We start from the raw sequence: 16,213 nt of genomic DNA on the forward strand, positions 1-16,213 counted from the left end.
GGACAATTCCGGACAGGAGGCACCCTTGAGCGTTTCACCCCTCGATTTGAACCGCCGCAGCGTCATGCTCGGCGGCTTCGGTGCCGCCGGGATGGCAGCCTTTGCGCCACGCCTCGCTTGGGCGCAGGGGCGCAGCGAGACGTTGCTGGTGGTGCAGGAGCTCGGGCCGAACTCGCTGGACATGCAGGGCGTCGGCTCCAACCAGACCGTGAACGGCCTGTCCTGGAACTGTTACGACCGCCTGCTCACCTACCCCTCCAAGACACTGCCGGACGGGACGTTGTCGTATGACCGCGAGAAGCTCGCGCCCGAGCTGGCGGAGAGCTGGGAGGTCGCCGCCGACGGCATGTCCTGCACCTTCAAGCTTCGCAAGGACGCAAAATTCCACGACGGCACGCCTGTGACCGCCAAGGACGTCAAATGGTCGTTTGACCGCGCCGTGAAGGTCGGCGGCTTTCCGACCTTCCAGATGTCGGCGGGATCGCTGGAGAAGCCGGAGCAGTTCGTGGTGGTCGACGACCACACTTTCCGTATCGACTATGTCCGCAAGGACAAGATGCTGCTGTTCAACGTCGCCGTCGTCGTGCCCTTCATCATCAATTCCGAGCTCGCCAGGAAGAACGCAACGCCGGAAGACCCGTGGGCGCTGGCCTGGCTGAGGAACAACGAGGCCGGCGGCGGCGCCTACAAGATCGAGAGCTGGAAGCCGGGCAGCGAGACCGTGCTGACGCGCTTCGACGACTGGAAGAGCGGGCCGCTGCCGAAGGTCAAGCGCGTGATCGCCCGCGACGTTCCCTCCGCCGGCACGCGCCGCGCCATGCTGGAGCGGGGCGATGCGGATATTTCCAGCGGCTTTGCCCCGCGCGATTTCGAGCAGATCATCAAGGAGGGCAAGGTCAAGGTCTCCGGCGTGCCGATCCCGAACGCGCTGTGGTACGTCGCGTTGAATACCGCCAAGCCCCCATTCGACAATGTCAAGCTGCGCCAGGCCATCGCCTGGGCCATGCCGTACGAGCAGATCCAGACCAGCGCGTTCTTCGGCCGCGCCGTTCCCATGTATGGCGGCACCGCCGAAGTCTCAAAGCCGGTCTGGCCGCAGCCGTTTCCTTACGTCACCGATCTCGACAAGGCCAAGGCGCTGCTGAAGGAAGCGGGTTTCGAATCCGGCCTGGAGACGACGCTGTCGCTGGACACCGGCACCGCCACCGTCGGCGAGCCGACCGCGATCCTGATCCAGGAGAATCTCGCCAAGATCGGCATCAAGGCGGCAATCGAAAAGATTCCCGGTGCGAACTGGCGTACGACGCTGAACAAGAAGGAGCTGCCGCTCGCGCTCAACCGCTTCAGCGGCTGGCTCGATTATCCCGAATATTACTTCTACTGGAATTTCCACGGCAACAACTCGATCTTCAACATCTCCTCGTACAAGAACAAGGAGATGGACGCCCTGATCGACAAGGCGCGCTTCACCAACGATGCCGCGGAGTACGACAGATGCGTGAAGGATTTCATCGCGCTCTGCATGCGCGACGTTCCCGTCGTTCCGCTTAACCAGCCGATCCACGACGTTGCCATGCAAAAGGGCGTCTCCGGCTACGAATTCTGGTTTCACCGCGAACCGGACTATCGCCAGTTCGCGAAATCATAGCCTGGCGGCCCGAGAGCTCGAAATGTTCTCATCGTCATGGCCGGGCTTGTCCCGGCCATCCACGCCTTGCCTCTCTGCGCCAAGAACGTGGATGCCCGGGACAAGCCCGGGCATGACGAGACGCTTCAGCCGCGCCTGACTCGCATGCAGCATCGCGGCGTCGAGCCTGCCCTGTCGCGATCCTTCCAGGGCGCAGGCAAAGACACGGTAGAACTGCGCGCCGTCATAGGCGACCAGCAGCAGATCGACGCCGGCATTGATCGCCTCGACCACGGCCTTGCAGACGTCGTTCTGGTAGATCGCGCCCATGATGAGGTCGTCGGTCATCACCACACCCTGGTAACCCCAGGTCCCACGAATGATCCCATCGACGACGCGCTTCGAATGCGAGGCGGCGCGATCTGGATCGACGGCTGTGAGCGTGACGTGGCCCACCATGAGGGCGCTGCGCGAATGCGACAGCACCTCGCGGAACGGGAGCCAGTCGGTTGCCTCCAGCTCCTTCACCGGCGTGTCGAGATTGGCGCTGAAATGATGCGTGTCGGCGCGCACGCGGCCAATGCCGGGAAAATGCTTGAGCGTGGCGCCGACGCCCGTCTCTTCCAGCCCGCGCACATAGGCGCTCGCGATGGTGCTGACGACGGCGGGATCGCTCGCAATCGCGCGCTGGCCGATCAGCGTGTGGAAATCGAGACGGTTGCGCCGCGCCGGCGGCTTGAGGTCGAGCACCGGGGCGAGATTGAGGTTGACGCCGATTTGGGCGAGTTCCCGGCCGTGGATGCGGCCGAACTCCTCGGCCTTGGCCTGCTGCTCATCGGAAGCCAGTCCCGTGAGCGTCGCCAGCGCCGGCACTTTCGTCAGCGGCGGCGCAAGATGCCCGACGATGCCGCCCTCCTGATCGGCGGCGACGATCAGCGGCGGCAGGCCGGCTGCGCGCCTGAGATCCTGCAGCGCCGCGATCTCCGCCCGCAACGTCTCGATGGCGCGGCCGCGGATATTGTGCCGGGTGACATAGACGCCGCCGATCAGGCCCTGCTTGGCAAGACGCGCAACCTCGGGAAAGGAGGAATAGCCGACCATGAAGTGCGGCCCGAGCTGCCGCGCCTCGGCGGCGCTGGCGTTGAGAACGTCGTGCTTGCGCAGCTCGAACTTCAGATGCGCAGCCGACATCAAGAGCGACGGCAGGCACCAGAGCACGACGAGCGCCTTGCCGGCGATGGTGCTCCAATGCCCTCTGCGCAGCAAGAGAACGACGATGCCGATGCTTGCGACGACAAGCGCGGTGTTTCCGGCGCCACGCAGCACGAGAAGATAGGGATCGTTCTTGTTCGCGGCCGCGAATGAAGCGACGGGCGCGGCCAGCCAGAGCAGGATGAGACCGATGCGGTTGAGCAATTGCATGATGAGTCACTTGCGAAAAGCGATGAATGCTTCGCACCTATCAAAGCGAATCACGCTGCGCGAGAGGCAAAAGCGCACCTGCACGAAAACTGCAAAAAACTCCTGAAGCCGTGCAGACGATGATCCTGCCGTCTGCACAAGTGCCGTTCAGAATTCGTGATGCCACCATTCACGGAGACTTTCTGGACATGACGAGCCTGGCTTCGACGTCGACGACGGATATCCAGCCGATCAGGCCTTCGGCGCTGTCGGCCAAGCTCGCAGTGGCGCTGCTGCTGGCCGGGCTCGCCGACTGGCTGTTCTACGGTCAGCGGATCGGGCTGTCGCTGACGCTGTTTGCGATCGCGACTGCCTGCGTGTCGGTGCTGTTCAATCATGCGGCTTTGGACCTGCGGCGCGCGATGATCAGCGGCGCGATCCTCGTGCTCGGCCTTGTGCCGGCCATGGAAGAGCTCAACACGCTATCGTTCCTGATCCTCGTCGCGTCGCTGACGATTGCGCTGTTGCCTGCAACCAATCCCGATACGTCCGGGCTCACCGACCGCGCCCGCGCGCTGTGCAATTTCCTCCTGCTCGGTCCCTTCAGGTTCTTCCTCGATGCGCCCCAGGCCTTCAACATGTCGGCCTTCACCCGCGGCATCGCGCTCTGGCTGATGCCCGCGGCGCTCAGCACCGTCTTCATCGCATTGTTCGCCGCCGCCAATCCGGTGATCGAGCAATGGGTGTCGCTGCTCAATCCCAAGGTCATGCTCGACCATGTCAACATGTGGCGCGTCCTGTTCTGGACCTTGATGCTGGCTCTGGTCTGGCCGTTCATCCATGTGCGCTGGCGGCGCAGGGCGGTCGTCGCCACCGCCGTGGCCGAGGGCCCCGTGCCACCGCCGCTGCCGCCTATGGTCTCGGCGGAATTTCTCGGCCCCTCCACCATCCTGCGCTCGCTGATCCTGTTCAACCTGCTGTTCGCGGCACAGTCCATTCTCGACGGCATTTATCTCTGGGGCCACGTGGCGCTGCCCGACAACATGACTTATGCGACCTACTCCCATCGCGGCGCCTATCCGCTGATCGCGACCGCCCTCCTCGCCGCTGCCTTCGTGCTGGTGGCAATGCGTCCGGGCGGGCCGGCCGAGAAATCAAAGGTGATCCGGCCGCTGGTCTATCTCTGGGTCGGACAGAACGTGCTGCTGGTCGTCTCCTCCATCCGCCGGCTCGATCTCTATGTCGACATCTACATGCTGACCTATTGGCGGATTGCAGCGTTCGTCTGGATGGGACTGGTAGCGCTCGGCCTGATCCTGATCGTCGCGCGCATCGTGCTCGACAGGTCCAATCAATGGCTGATCGGCGCCAATCTCGCCGCATTGGCTATCGTGCTCTATGGCTGCTCGCTCGTGAACTTCGACGCCTTCATCGCCGACTACAATGTCGTCCACAGCCGGGAAGTTTCGGGAAAAGGCGTGCAGATCGACATCGACTATCTCCTGACGCTCGGGCCGCAGGCGGTGCCAGCCATCGACAAGGCGATCGCGCTACGGCCCGCCGTCAAAGAGGGCTGCCTTGTGTCACGCCGCGATCGCCTTGTAGAACAGCAGCGTCAGGACCTGGCCTGGCGAAGCTGGGGCTTTCGCAACTGGCGACTCCAGCGCAGGCTGGACGCCGAGGCGAAAGCTCAGGCCGGCAGCCAGCCGGCGAGTTGACGAGGACACGGAGAGTTACTTGGCGCATCGCATTCTCATCGTCGACGACGAAGGCCACATCCGCGAGGTCATCCGCGTCGCCCTGAAGAAGGCCGGCATGGACGTGATCGAGGCCCGCGACGGCAAGGAGGCGCTTCTCCGCTTTGCCGCCGACAGGCCCGATCTCATCGTGCTGGACATCGGCATGCCCGAGTTCGACGGCCTCGACGTCTGCCGCGAGATTCGCAAAGGCTCCGACGTGCCGATCCTGTTCCTGTCGGCGCGCGACGAGGAGATCGACCGTATCCTGGGCCTCGAGATCGGCGGCGACGACTACGTCACGAAGCCGTTCAGCCCGCGCGAGCTGGTGGCGCGGGTCAATGTCATCCTGCGCCGCCTCAGCCCGCGCAACGGCGAGGCCAAGGCCGGGCCCACCGCGCTGACGCAAGGCGGGCTGCTGATCGATCCCGAACAGCATGTCGCGTCCTTTGCCGGCACGCCGCTGAAGCTGACCGCGATCGAGTTCGGCATCCTGCGCGCGTTCCTGACCCGGCCGACATCGGTGTTCAACCGCGAGCAGCTGATGCGCGCGGCCTACCAGCTCAACATCCAGGTCTCCGACCGCACCATCGACAGCCATATCCGCAACATCCGCGCCAAGCTCGCGGCGCTTGCTTGCGACAACGTGATCGAGACCATCCACGGCGTCGGCTTCAAGCTCGGCCGCTGCGAGAAAGAGGCATGAGTGCTGCGCCCGACAAATGGCGGCCGTCGCTCACCCTCGTGATCTTCACGGTGCTGGCGACGGTCGGCATACTGCCGCTGGTCGGCCTGTTCTTCTTCCGTCTCTACGACAACCAGCTGATCCGCCAGACCCAGGCCGAGCTGATCGCACAGAGCCGCGTGCTGGCGACGATCTATGCGCAGGAGGTGACGGCCCGGCTCGACAGCGGCCTCGTGCTCGGCGCCGAGGTGCCGCCGGGCGTGCTGCCCGATCCCGGCGACCAGGTCACACCGATCCGCCCCGCGCTCGACCTCACCGCGAACGACCTGTTGCGGCGGCGGCCCGACGCATTGCCCGCGCCCGGGCAGGCGCAAGCAGCCTATGTCGAGATCGGGGCCAGGCTGACGCCGATCATCCGCGAGACCCAGAAGGTGACGTTGGCCGGCTTTCGCATCCTCGATCCGCAAGGCGTGGTGATTGCCGGGCGGCAGGAGGTCGGGCAGTCGCTCGCCCATATCGAGGAGGTCGCGGACGCCCTGCACGGGCAATACCGCGCGACTTTACGCAACCGCGTGCCGGACAAGCCGCCGCCGCCGATCTATTCCTTCAGCCGCGGCCTCGGCGTGCACGTGTTCTCGGCGATGCCCGTCATCGTCAACAACCGCGTCGCCGGGGTGATCTACACGACGCGGACGCCGAGCAACATTTTCGACCACCTCTACCAGGAGCGGGCCAAGTTCGTGCTGGCCGGCCTTGCCGTCATCCTCGGCACCATCGCGATCGGCCTCGTGTTCTCGCGCACCATCACGCTGCCGATGCGCGAGCTGATCGACCGCGCCGCCCGAATCGGCCGCGGCGACCGGGAGGCGTTCCAGCCGCTGAAGCATTACGGCACGCGCGAGTTCGCCCAGCTCTCGCACAGCTTTCTCGGCATGGCCGAGCAGCTGGCGCGGCGCTCCGACTATATCGCGACCTTCTCGGCCCATCTCACTCACGAGCTGAAATCGCCGCTGACCTCGATCAAGGGCGCGGCCGAGCTGCTGCAGGATTCGGTTCAGGGCAAGGCCGAGGGCCTGACGCCGGCCGAGCAGAACACCTTCATCGCTAACATCCTGTCGGATACCCAGCGGCTGGAGGCGATGGCGCAGCGGCTGCGCGAGCTCGCCCGCGCCGAGAGCCTGCCGCAGAACGAACGCACCGAGCTGGCACCCGTGATCGCCGATCTCAGGAGCCGGTTTCCGGCAAGCGCGATCGAGGCCAGCGGCAGCCTCGACCGGGCGATCGGCATGTCCTCGGAGAAGGCGCTGATCGTGCTGTCGCACATCGCCGACAATGCGGTGCGGCACAAGGCCGGGACGATCAGGCTGGAGGCGGTCGACGCGCGGACGACCGTGCTTGTGACGGTCAGCAATGATGGCGAGCCGATATCGGCGCCGAACCGCGACAGGATCTTCGATGCGTTCTTCACCACCCGCCGCGACCAGGGCGGCACCGGGATGGGGCTGGCGATCGCGCGCGCGGTGATGGCGAGCCATGGCGGCTCGATCAGGCTTAAGCCGACCGACGAGGGCGCAGCCTTCGAGCTCCAGTTTCCGGTTGCCTAGATCGCAAAGACCCAGACGGCGACGATGGTGCCGATGGTGGCGAGACCGGCGATAGTCCAGCCGGCGGCGTATTCCAACTCAGGATGACCGGTCGCCCGCATGATCTCAACCGGATCGGCGGTATGCTTCTCTGCCATGACAGCCTCGCACGTTTCTTCCCGCGTCATAGATAAGTCGCATCAGCCGCAAAGAGGTTCCATCACGGAAATGCGAGGCATGACGCAGCTAGGTTTGTTCGCCGACCCGCAGGAAGGCCCGGCCGGACTTCGCTACACGGACGATTTTATCGATCGGGCCGCCGAGCAGGATCTGATCGGCCGCATCGCAGCATTGCCGCTCCAGCGCTTTCAGTTCGGCGCGTTCGAGGGCAACCGCCGGGTGGCGTCGTTCGGCTATCGCTACGACTACACGCTGCAGCGTCTGGCCGAGGCCGGTCCGATCCCGGACTGGGTGCGGTCGGTCGCGCGGCAGGCCGAGGCCTGGGCGGCGCTGCCGGAAGGCAGCGTCCGGCAGGTGCTGTGCACCGAATACGAGGTCGGCGTCGGCATCGGCTGGCATCGCGACAAGCCGCATTTCGACAAGGTGCTCGGCCTGTCGCTGGGCTCGCCATGCAACTTCCGCTTCCGCCGCCGCAACAGCGCCAAGTGGGAGCGCCACACGCTCGCGGCCCTGCCGCGCTCGCTCTACATGATGGACGGCGAGGCGCGGTCGCAGTGGGAGCACAGCATCCCCCCAGTCGCGGCGCGGCGCTACTCCATCACCTTCCGGACGATGAAGCGGGCCTGACGGACCATCCAAAACAAAAGCCGCGAAAACAACCCCATGCACAGTAGAAAGCCGTTTCAGGCGCGAGCCTCGGCGGCGCTGGACAACGGCCTGACGGATCGGGATAAACGGCGGCTGCGCATCCAAGGTGCCGCGAATTCGCCTCAAGGCCGGCTAACTAATGAGATGAATTGAAAAGACGGGCCAGATCAGCGAGCCGATATGGAGCCCCGCAAGGCCGCCACACCCATGAAGAATTATCTGACATTTTTCCTGTTTCTGACCATGACCACGGCCTCCGCGCACGGACCCGTGCCGGGCCGGCTCCCGCCGCCCTCGGGTCTCGTGCAGGCGGGCCTCACCGATTCCGACACCACCGCAGGCGGCACCGCACGGCTATGCGAGCAGGTCACCTTCTCGCGCGGCCTGCGCTATGGCGAGAGCGAGGCCAATGTGCTCGATGTCGCGACCAGCGCAACCAAGGCCGACACGCCGCGGCCGGTGCTGCTGTTCGTGACGGGAGATACCTTCACCGGCGACCGCGGAGCGCCGGAGCTGTCGCGCCAGATCCAGGACCAGGCGATGTGCTTTGCCGCGCGCCACGGCATGATCGGGGTCCGCGTCGATTATCGCCTGGCGCCCGCGGCGACCTGGCCGGCCGGCGCGGCCGATGTGGCCGCGGCGCTGTCCTGGGTTCATGGCAATATCGACCTCTTCAACGGCGATGCCCGCGCGATCGTCGCGGTCGGCTACGGCGCCGGCGCCTTCCACGTCGCGACCATGCTGGCGCATCCCGAGCTGCAGACCGCCGGCGCCGACGTCGCGGGCGTGGTGCTGGTGTCCGGGATCTACCGCGTCGGCAAGGACGCGAGCGACAGCGAGAAGGCCTATCTCGGCGGTGACGCCACCCAGTACGACAAGCGCTCGGTATTCCCCGGCATCCTCAATGTCGACGTGCCGATCGTGCTGGCCTGGGCCGCGGATGATTCCGCCGGCCTCGTGGCGCAAGGCGAGACGCTGAAGAAGACGCTGTGCGGCGCCGGCCATTGCCCGCGCAGCACGCTGCTGCGCAGCCGCGACGGCATCGCGAACGCCTTCGGCCTCGATGGTTCCGGCGACAGCCTCGCGGAGCCGACGCTGCTGCTGGTGCGTCAGCTCGAGGCGCGGGGGTTGCCGTAGGGGTTGCGGTAGCGCGGTTTCTACTCTGACCGTTTGCTGGGCCAATCCCCCGCCCTCCGCCGCAGGAGCACACTTCTCGCGTCGTGGGCGGTCGGTCCTTACCCTCCCCTGGAGGGGGCCTGGAGGGGGAGGGTCGGCTCACATGAAGCGAAGCGCAATGTGAGACGGGGTGGGGTGACGGTCTATCAGCGTCGCACACTGCCCGGGTCGAGAGATCACCCCACCCCGCTCGCGCTACGCGCGATCGACCCTCCCCTCCAGGGGAGGGTAAGAGCAGGTTGCCACACGACACACACTCTCGATCAGAACTCAATGCAGCGCGTCAACACGCCTGCCATTTCGCTTCCGGCCCATGCGTCGCATCGAAGCGCGACAGCCACACGATTGCCAAACGCTTGACCTAGATCAAGCGGCCTTGGTGGGGATTGAGCCGACCTCGTTGGGGCCAACCACAAGGCATCGAACATGCGCGTCATCGGCAGGATGCTGTTCGTTTCCGTGATTGCCATCGCATCGCTGGGCGCGATGTCGCTGCAGCAGCACGCGGATCAACCCGCAAGCGATGAGGAAATCCGCATCGGCAATGTCATGCCGTATTCGGGGTCGCTCTCGGAATTCGGCGCGATCGGCCAGGCGGAAGCGGCCTATTTCGACATGGTCAACGCGCGCGGCGGCATCAATGGCCGCAAGATCCGCTTCATCACCCGCGACGACAATTCCGATCCGGCGACCGCGCTCGAGCTGACGCGCAAGCTGGTCGAGAAGGACGGCGTGCACCTGATGTTCGGCTCGTTCGGCACGCCCGGTAATCTCGTCACGCGCTCGTACCTGAACGAGAAGAAGATCCCACAACTGTTCGTCGCCTCCGGCGACGAGGAGCTGAGCCAGCCGAGCGCGTTTCCCTGGACCATGGGCTGGCAGCCGTCGTTCCGGTCGGAAGGGCGCATCTACGCCAACTACATCCAGGCCTCTTACCCGAGGAAGAAGATCGTCGTGCTCTGGCAGAACGACCAGTTCGGGCGCATGCTCTACAAGGGCATCCAGGAGGGCCTCGGCGATCTCAACCGTCACGTCCTGGTCGACATCGCCTTCGACCTTGCCGACGAGCATCTCGACGGGCACGTCTCGATCCTCAAGCGCGCCGGTGCCGACATCTTCGTCTTCCTCGGCGTGCCCTCGACCGCATCCAAGGTGATCAAGCTGGCAGCGTCCCTGAATTGGCGTCCCGTCTTCATCGTCAACGATGCCTCCGCCTCGATCGCCAACGCGATGGCGCCCGCGGGGCTGGAAAACTCTGCGGGCGTGATTTCGGCGGCCTTTTTGAAGGATCCGAGCGATCCCGCCTGGAAGGACGATCCCGGCATGAAGGACTGGTTCGCCTTCATGGACAAATACCATCGGGTCGAAAGCACCAACAACAGTGCGGCCGTCTATGGCTACGCCGCGGCCGAGGCGCTGACGCAGGTGCTGAAGCAATGCGGCGACGATTTTTCACGCGACAACATCATGCGCCAGGCGGCTTCGCTCAGGGACTATCAGCCTTCGGTCGCATTGCCCAACATCAGGATGAACACCTCGCCCAACCGCTACCTGCCGATCAGGCAGATGCGGCTGGTGCAGTTCGACGGGCGGTCGTGGCAGCCGTTCGGGGACGTGATCGAGACCGCGTTCACGGAAGGCGCGGCAAGGTAAGGTCTCTTACCCTCCCCTCACGCCGGCTTGAGCGAGGCCAGCGCGTTCTCCAGGAGCGAGCGGACGCGTGCGGCGTCGCCTGATTTCACCACGGCGGGGTCGAGATAGAGCTCGAGGCCCGGTGCGCGTTCGGTGATGATGCCGCTGTTCTCCGCAGCTTTGTCGTTCAGCGCGTCGACCGAATAGGGGATCACCTCGCGGCTGATGCCCTTCATCGTGATTGCCGGCAACGCATGCGCTCGGACGACGTCGCTGACAAGAGCGAAGGTCTCGTAGCTCAGCACGATGCCGCCGGGCTCGGCGATCGATTGCAGGCGCGCAGCGAGGTTCGCCTCCGCACCGATGATGGTGTAGTCCATGCGGTCGGCGCTGCCGAAATTGCCGACATTGCAATAGCCGGAATTGATGCCCATGCGCGAGCGGAACGGTTGCTCGATGCCGGACGCCCGCCATTTCGCGTTCAGCTCGGCAAGGCGTTGCTGCATGCGCCAGGCCATCTGCAGGCAGGCCTGTGCATCGGCCCGGTCGCCCTTGGTCTCGGGGTCGCCGAAGAAGATCAGCATGGCATCGCCGATGAACTTGTCGATGGTGCCGCCATATTCGTGGGCGATCGCCGACATCTCCGTGAAATATTCGTTGAGCAACTGTGTCAGCTGCTCTGGCTGGAGCCGTTCCGCGGTCGCCGTGAAATTCTGGATGTCGGAGAAGAAGATAGTGAGCTTCTTGCGCTCGGTGTGGATGGTGACGTCCTTCTGGCCCGAGAAGATGCTCTTGTAGACCTGCGGCGGGATGTAGCGCGAGATCTTCATCGACAGCGAGGCCAGGAAGTCGTTGGCGGATTCGAGCTCCTTGTTCATGTTCTTGATGCGGCGCGCCTGACGGCGCTGCAATGACAGGAACGCCAGTCCGCTCCCGGCGGCGATCACGAAATAGGCCAGCAGGAACTTGAACGAGAAGATGTTGGCGGCGATCGGCTGGGCGATGATCACCTCCTGGATGCCGCGGACATCCCCCACCTTCCAGTCCTTCTTCGGGCTCTCGGGGTGGCTGTTGTGGCAGCTGACGCAGGCCGGCCCCATCGTGACGGGCGCAACCAGGCGGACCTTGTCGTTGAACAGCGAGGTCTCGGTCTCCACGATCTTCTGCTCGGGATCCCGGCGCAGCGCATCGAGCGCGTCCTTCTCGAACTTGTCGAGCTGGTGCGGAGCGCGGTTCTGGAACGGGAAGTCCGAGACGAAGCGATAGGTGATGTTCTCCTGCTGGGCGCCGATCACCCGGCCGAGCTCCAGCGACAGCGTCGCGGGGATCGGGATCGCGCCGGGCACGGATTCGTAATTGTGCACGACCTTGGTGCTGCCGTTGGGGTTGGCGAGCACGCGCCCGACCACGTTGGAGCCGTAATAGCTGCGCACGCTCGTGATCACCGAATTGAGATCGATCGCCTGGCGCCGCAGCGCCGTCTTGCTGAGCTCGGTCAGGTCCAGCCACACCGCGACCGGCAGGGCGAGCAGGAGGAAGACGATCGCGGCACCCGTGAGGACGCCGCTCTTGCGCTGTTCTTCGGAGATCGCTTGTTTCACGTCGTGGCTCCGTTGTGTGCGATTTTGTCGCAAACCCCTCGGCATTTGCGGCAAGGAATGCGGCGCCACAGAGCCAAGAATCGCAGGCTCACGCAACCCCATTTTATGGTGGGTCGGCAGAGGAGCCTTTTCGTTTGATCACGGATGCTTAAGATCGGCGCCCGACCTGCATTCGCTCCGCCGGGAGAGAGCCATGACCGAGACCATCCGCATCAAGCGCTTTGTCGCACGCCCCGTGATCGTGCCGATGAACCTACCGCTCCAGACCGCGACCGGGGCGGTCGCCAAGGCACCGCTGGTGCTGATCGACTGCGAGACCGACCACGGCGCGGTGGGCCATTCCTATCTGTTCTCGCTCACGCCCTCGGCCTTGAAGCCGCTGGCGGCGATGGTCACGGAAATGTCGGACCTCGTCGCCGGCGACGAGCTGCTGCCGTTCGAGATCGAGCGCAAGCTGAGCCAGCGCTTCACGCTGCTGGGCCTCGCCGGCCTGCAGCGGCTGGCGCAATCCGGCATCGACATGGCGGCATGGGACGCGCTGGCGCGCTCGCGCGGCCTGCCGCTCGCCCGCCTGCTCGGCGGCGCGCCGAAGCCGGTGCGCGCCTACAATTCGAAGGGCCTGGGCATCATGCCGGCGGGCGCCGCGGTGGAGGAAGCCCACAAGCTGCTGGCCGAGGGGTTTCACGCCGCAAAGATCCGCGTCGGCCGACGCGATGCGCGGGAGGACCTCGCCGTGGTGCGCGCGGTGCGCAAAGCCGTCGGCGACGAGGTCACGCTGATGTGCGACTACAACCAGGCGCTGACGGTCACCGAAGCGATCCGCCGCGGCGAGATGCTCGACGACGAGGGCCTCAGCTGGATCGAGGAGCCGATCCGCCACGACGATCATGCCGGCTGCGCCCGCATTGCCGACGCGCTGCAGACGCCGGTCCAGATCGGCGAGAATTTTGACAGCGCGTTTTCCATGCAAACCGCGCTCTCGGCAGAGGCCTGCGACTACGTGATGCCTGATGTCCAGCGCATCGGCGGCGTCACCGGCTGGCTCCGCGCCGCTTCGCTTGCCCATGCTGCCGGCATCGAGATGTCGTCGCACCTGTTCTCTGAAGTCAGCGCGCATCTGCTCTGCGTGACGCCGACCGCGCATTGGCTGGAATATGTCGACTGGGCCGACGCGGTGCTGGCAACGCGGCTGCAGATCAAGGACGGCTTCGCGCTGCCGAGCGAGGAGCCGGGCAACGGGATCGCGTGGGACGAAGCGGCGGTGAAGAAGTATCTGGTGGAGTGACGGGTCTCTCATCTCGCCATCGCAAGCACACGATCTCGTCCCTCGTTGCGAAAGCATGCGACACGGATTAACGATCCGCCATGACCACTTGGCGCCCACATCCCCGTATCCGCGTCGTCGCGATCGGCCTGCATTGGCGCGGCGGGCGGCTGCTGGCGGCCGAGGTGCGCGACGATGCGGGGCGGATCAAGGGCGTGCGCCCGCTCGGCGGCGAGATCGAGTTCGGCGAGAGCTGGCGCGCGGCCTTGGTGCGGGAATTCAACGAGGAGCTCGGCATCGACGTCGGCATCATGGGCGAGCCATTGGTGATGGAGAACATTTTTGTGCACGAGGCATCGGCCGGGCACGAGGTGATGTTCATCGCGGAGGTCGCGTTTCCGGATGGCGCATTCGCCGGCCAGGACCGCATCGACTTCCGCGAGGACAATGGAGAGCAAATCGTCGCGCGCTGGTTCGACCTTGCCGATCTCGACCTGGACGGCGGGCCGAGGCTCTACCCGACGGGGCTGAAGGACTTGCTGCTGCAGCCTGCGCGTCGTGCATCAACGGAAGAGTGATGCGTGATCCTTGTCGAGACGCCGACGACGTCGGTTGACAAGCATGGCGCTCTCAAGCAAAATTTCGAAAGGTTGATACCGCCGGCCGCTTGCGCCCGTCGGGGTATGGTGAAGTGTATCGGACCGCCGCCCGCTTCCTTTGCTCACGCGAACGGGTCAGTAACGCAAGCCCTGACATTCTCCGTTCATATTGCAAAGGAACAGAGCATGCGCGATTTCCGCGACGCCAAAGCCATGGCGCAGACGCTCCGCGACTCCCTGAACGCCCGATCGGTCTCCCTCACGGTCAGTGAGAGCCTCGAACTCGTCGCGAGGTTGTTCGGGTTGGCCGATTGGAATGTCCTGGCGGCCCGAATCCGTTCCGCGGAGCAGGCCCGCTCGGGCCGCAGCAACGAGGAAAGTGCCAAGACCGATGCTGCGGATCAGCTCCGCTCGAGAGCCAAAGAAATTCAGTTGCCGCAGGCGGTGCTGGATCGTTATGCCGGAACATACCAATTCCATAGCGCCGTCTTCACCGTGACGCGTGAACAGGATCATCTGTCCGGACGGCTGAGCGGTCAAAGCTCGGCGCCATATTACGCGGTGGGCGAAACAGAATTCGCCGCGCGGGAGATCGATGTCGAGCTACGGTTTACCCTCGGGCCGGATGGGGTGCCTACCGCCGTGATCCTGCGCCAGCACGGCAACGATCACACCATGCCACGCATCGACACGAGCACGGCGCAAGAGCTCCAGCGCGCGATCGAGTCTCGTATGAGCAGCCGGTCCGCCAATCCCGGGACCGCAGCCGCGCTTCGCCGTCTGATCGAGAGCGTCGCATCGGGCCAGCCCAATTACGGCGAGATGAGCGCCGACTTGGCCGAGGCGACACGCAAGCAATTGCCGCGCCTGCAGCCGGGCCTTGCCGAAATGGGCCCGATCACCTCGATCGAATTCCTCGGTGTGAACGCACAAGGACAGGACGTCTATTCCGTCTGGCATCAGGGTGGCGCAGCCTCGCACTGGCACATCGCGCTCGGCAACGACGGCAGGATCATCTCGGCCTTCGTCACGCCGGGGCCATGAGCTCGGTAAGGCTACCACACCTCCGCGCCGGGAATTTTCTTCCGCACCGCCATCCGCTGGATCCAGATGCAGCGGCGGACGGACCTGCTGGAGCGGCCGACGGCGGAGATCCCCTCGCCGGCCTGAAGCAGCGGCGCCACGTTCTGGCGCAAGCTGCGGCAGCGCTGGAGCTCGGCTTGCCAGTCGACGATCGCGGCGTCGGCGCGCGGCGCCATCTGCACCAGCATCGCCATGGCGAGACCGATCGTCCGCATCGCTCCTCTCACTGTGATCCGCCTCCATCCCGGCGGTAGCGGAAATCGCAATGAGAGGCGCCCTGCATGATGGTCTGCGTGCGCGTGAGCCTGACGTCGGGACCGAACCCCTCCGCGGTCGCAAAGTCCGCGGTGCAGATCAGCAGGAAGCCGAGTTCGGGCTCGCCCAGGGCCTTGTAGAACTCGGCATAGGCGCAGCGCGTCACGTCGAACGCGAAGGCGTCCGCCGTCTGTTCGATCACGTCATAGGCGAGCGCATCGTCGCGGGCATAAGTTTTGAAGGCCGACGACACGGCCTTGCCGAGATTGCTATCGTTCTTGGCCTTCCAGAACGCCTCGCCGAAGCCGCGATAGAGATCGCCGAGCGCCTTGCGCACCAGCGCATTGGCGCGGGCTTCGCCGAGTTCGGCCTGCAACGTCTTGATCAGCGGCACCAGCACCTGCGCCTGGATCTTCGCTTGCTCGATGACGGACACGGTCATGGGCGGCCTCGTGTCGGAGATGCCATTGTAGCCGGGATGGAGTGTAGGGTCATCCGGGACAGCGGCCGGGAAACCGCGGCCGGATTGCGCGTCGCTGCAACGGGCTAGAAGCTTTCGAGCAAGCCGCACCAGTCCGTCTTCGCTCTTCGAGCTACGCCGGACACACTTCGCCGCAATCTTCCAGGCTGTGCCATGCGAAGCCGAAGGCGAAGCGTGGTGGGCACGACAGGGATCGAACCTGTGACCCCTACCATGTCAAGGTAGTGCTCTCCCGCTGAGCTACGTGCCCTAAAGTCCACTT

General features: G+C 65.0%; 15 protein-coding genes and 1 tRNA gene. 10 read left to right on the top strand and 6 right to left on the bottom strand.

Annotation, left to right across the window (positions count from 1 at the left end):
* Nucleotides 1-25: 25 nt before the first annotated feature.
* A complete protein-coding gene (locus I6F17_RS16710; protein ID WP_225132146.1) occupies nucleotides 26-1,648 on the top strand; it encodes an ABC transporter substrate-binding protein in 1,623 nt (540 codons plus the stop codon).
* Here I6F17_RS16710 and I6F17_RS16715 read toward each other — a convergent pair.
* Complete coding sequence (locus tag I6F17_RS16715) at nucleotides 1,643-3,049, bottom strand: glycoside hydrolase family 3 N-terminal domain-containing protein (protein WP_225132145.1); 1,407 nt, start codon at nucleotides 3,047-3,049, stop codon at nucleotides 1,643-1,645. The genes I6F17_RS16710 and I6F17_RS16715 overlap by 6 nt on opposite strands.
* Before the next feature lie 188 nt (nucleotides 3,050-3,237).
* On the opposite strand from I6F17_RS16715, the gene I6F17_RS16720 reads away from it, so the two are divergent.
* Genes I6F17_RS16720 through I6F17_RS16730 form a run of 3 tightly spaced genes read left to right on the top strand, consistent with a single transcriptional unit; the run spans nucleotide 3,238 to nucleotide 7,053 of the window.
* Nucleotides 3,238-4,746: a DUF4173 domain-containing protein gene (locus tag I6F17_RS16720; RefSeq protein ID WP_225132144.1), complete on the top strand. Its 1,509-nt coding sequence runs from the start codon at nucleotides 3,238-3,240 to the stop codon at nucleotides 4,744-4,746.
* Between the two features lie 19 nt (nucleotides 4,747-4,765).
* On the top strand, nucleotides 4,766-5,470 hold the full coding sequence (locus I6F17_RS16725; RefSeq protein WP_225132143.1) for a response regulator transcription factor: 705 nt from the start codon (nucleotides 4,766-4,768) through the stop codon (nucleotides 5,468-5,470).
* Complete coding sequence (locus I6F17_RS16730) at nucleotides 5,467-7,053, top strand: ATP-binding protein (RefSeq protein ID WP_225111643.1); 1,587 nt, start codon at nucleotides 5,467-5,469, stop codon at nucleotides 7,051-7,053. Before I6F17_RS16725 ends, I6F17_RS16730 begins: the two co-directional genes overlap by 4 nt.
* Here the strand turns inward: I6F17_RS16730 and I6F17_RS16735 are convergent.
* Entirely contained in the window at nucleotides 7,050-7,190 is a 141-nt protein-coding gene (locus I6F17_RS16735; protein ID WP_167361649.1) for a hypothetical protein, read from the bottom strand. The genes I6F17_RS16730 and I6F17_RS16735 overlap by 4 nt on opposite strands.
* Before the next feature lie 79 nt (nucleotides 7,191-7,269).
* Between I6F17_RS16735 and I6F17_RS16740 the strand changes: the two genes are divergently transcribed.
* The 3 genes from I6F17_RS16740 (at nucleotide 7,270) to I6F17_RS16750 (ending at nucleotide 10,689) form a co-directional block, all read left to right on the top strand.
* Nucleotides 7,270-7,839, top strand: coding sequence for an alpha-ketoglutarate-dependent dioxygenase AlkB (locus I6F17_RS16740; protein ID WP_225132142.1), 570 nt, complete (start codon nucleotides 7,270-7,272; stop codon nucleotides 7,837-7,839).
* Nucleotides 7,840-8,067: 228 nt separating this feature from the next.
* Nucleotides 8,068-8,997 (top strand): alpha/beta hydrolase, encoded by a 930-nt coding sequence (locus tag I6F17_RS16745; protein ID WP_225132141.1) that lies wholly within the window; start codon nucleotides 8,068-8,070, stop codon nucleotides 8,995-8,997.
* 465 nt (nucleotides 8,998-9,462) lie between these two features.
* Complete coding sequence (locus tag I6F17_RS16750) at nucleotides 9,463-10,689, top strand: ABC transporter substrate-binding protein (RefSeq protein ID WP_036036685.1); 1,227 nt, start codon at nucleotides 9,463-9,465, stop codon at nucleotides 10,687-10,689.
* 17 nt (nucleotides 10,690-10,706) lie between these two features.
* On the opposite strand, the gene I6F17_RS16755 is transcribed toward I6F17_RS16750, so the two are convergent.
* Nucleotides 10,707-12,269: an adenylate/guanylate cyclase domain-containing protein gene (locus I6F17_RS16755; RefSeq protein ID WP_225130176.1), complete on the bottom strand. Its 1,563-nt coding sequence runs from the start codon at nucleotides 12,267-12,269 to the stop codon at nucleotides 10,707-10,709.
* A 193-nt stretch (nucleotides 12,270-12,462) separates the two neighbouring features.
* Here I6F17_RS16755 and I6F17_RS16760 point away from each other — a divergent pair, with 193 nt between their 5' ends.
* The 3 genes from I6F17_RS16760 (at nucleotide 12,463) to I6F17_RS16770 (ending at nucleotide 15,176) form a co-directional block, all read left to right on the top strand.
* Complete coding sequence (locus I6F17_RS16760; protein WP_225130173.1) at nucleotides 12,463-13,554, top strand: enolase C-terminal domain-like protein; 1,092 nt, start codon at nucleotides 12,463-12,465, stop codon at nucleotides 13,552-13,554.
* Nucleotides 13,555-13,634: 80 nt separating this feature from the next.
* Nucleotides 13,635-14,111, top strand: coding sequence for an NUDIX hydrolase (locus I6F17_RS16765; protein WP_225130171.1), 477 nt, complete (start codon nucleotides 13,635-13,637; stop codon nucleotides 14,109-14,111).
* A gap of 207 nt (nucleotides 14,112-14,318) precedes the next feature.
* Nucleotides 14,319-15,176 carry a glyoxalase superfamily protein gene (locus tag I6F17_RS16770; RefSeq protein WP_036036672.1) on the top strand — a complete coding sequence of 286 codons (858 nt, stop codon included), beginning with the start codon at nucleotides 14,319-14,321 and terminating at the stop codon, nucleotides 15,174-15,176.
* Between the two features lie 11 nt (nucleotides 15,177-15,187).
* On the opposite strand, the gene I6F17_RS16775 is transcribed toward I6F17_RS16770, so the two are convergent.
* The 3 genes from I6F17_RS16775 to I6F17_RS16785 all read right to left on the bottom strand — a co-directional run bounded on the left by I6F17_RS16775 (nucleotide 15,188) and on the right by I6F17_RS16785 (nucleotide 16,201).
* On the bottom strand, nucleotides 15,188-15,430 hold the full coding sequence (locus tag I6F17_RS16775) for a hypothetical protein (protein WP_036036670.1): 243 nt from the start codon (nucleotides 15,428-15,430) through the stop codon (nucleotides 15,188-15,190).
* Between the two features lie 8 nt (nucleotides 15,431-15,438).
* On the bottom strand, nucleotides 15,439-15,912 hold the full coding sequence (locus I6F17_RS16780; protein ID WP_036036668.1) for an L-2-amino-thiazoline-4-carboxylic acid hydrolase: 474 nt from the start codon (nucleotides 15,910-15,912) through the stop codon (nucleotides 15,439-15,441).
* 214 nt (nucleotides 15,913-16,126) lie between these two features.
* Nucleotides 16,127-16,201, bottom strand: a tRNA-Val gene (locus I6F17_RS16785).
* Nucleotides 16,202-16,213: the final 12 nt, after the last annotated feature.

The organism is Bradyrhizobium sp. NBAIM18 (assembly GCF_020193825.1).
Lineage (GTDB): Bacteria > Pseudomonadota > Alphaproteobacteria > Rhizobiales > Xanthobacteraceae > Bradyrhizobium > Bradyrhizobium yuanmingense.

Excerpts from the sequence above, each read along its gene's own strand:
- I6F17_RS16740 (WP_225132142.1), top strand. The coding sequence starts at position 7,270 with ATGACGCAGCTAGGTTTGTTCGCCGACCCGCAGGAAGGCCCGGCCGGA.
- I6F17_RS16775 (WP_036036670.1), bottom strand. The coding sequence starts at position 15,430 with ATGCGGACGATCGGTCTCGCCATGGCGATGCTGGTGCAGATGGCGCCG.
- I6F17_RS16770 (WP_036036672.1), top strand. The coding sequence starts at position 14,319 with ATGCGCGATTTCCGCGACGCCAAAGCCATGGCGCAGACGCTCCGCGAC.
- I6F17_RS16765 (WP_225130171.1), top strand. The coding sequence starts at position 13,635 with ATGACCACTTGGCGCCCACATCCCCGTATCCGCGTCGTCGCGATCGGC.
- I6F17_RS16735 (WP_167361649.1), bottom strand. The coding sequence starts at position 7,190 with ATGGCAGAGAAGCATACCGCCGATCCGGTTGAGATCATGCGGGCGACC.
- I6F17_RS16720 (WP_225132144.1), top strand. The coding sequence starts at position 3,238 with ATGACGAGCCTGGCTTCGACGTCGACGACGGATATCCAGCCGATCAGG.
- I6F17_RS16715 (WP_225132145.1), bottom strand. The coding sequence starts at position 3,049 with ATGCAATTGCTCAACCGCATCGGTCTCATCCTGCTCTGGCTGGCCGCG.
- I6F17_RS16730 (WP_225111643.1), top strand. The coding sequence starts at position 5,467 with ATGAGTGCTGCGCCCGACAAATGGCGGCCGTCGCTCACCCTCGTGATC.
- I6F17_RS16745 (WP_225132141.1), top strand. The coding sequence starts at position 8,068 with ATGAAGAATTATCTGACATTTTTCCTGTTTCTGACCATGACCACGGCC.
- I6F17_RS16760 (WP_225130173.1), top strand. The coding sequence starts at position 12,463 with ATGACCGAGACCATCCGCATCAAGCGCTTTGTCGCACGCCCCGTGATC.
- I6F17_RS16780 (WP_036036668.1), bottom strand. The coding sequence starts at position 15,912 with ATGACCGTGTCCGTCATCGAGCAAGCGAAGATCCAGGCGCAGGTGCTG.
- I6F17_RS16750 (WP_036036685.1), top strand. The coding sequence starts at position 9,463 with ATGCGCGTCATCGGCAGGATGCTGTTCGTTTCCGTGATTGCCATCGCA.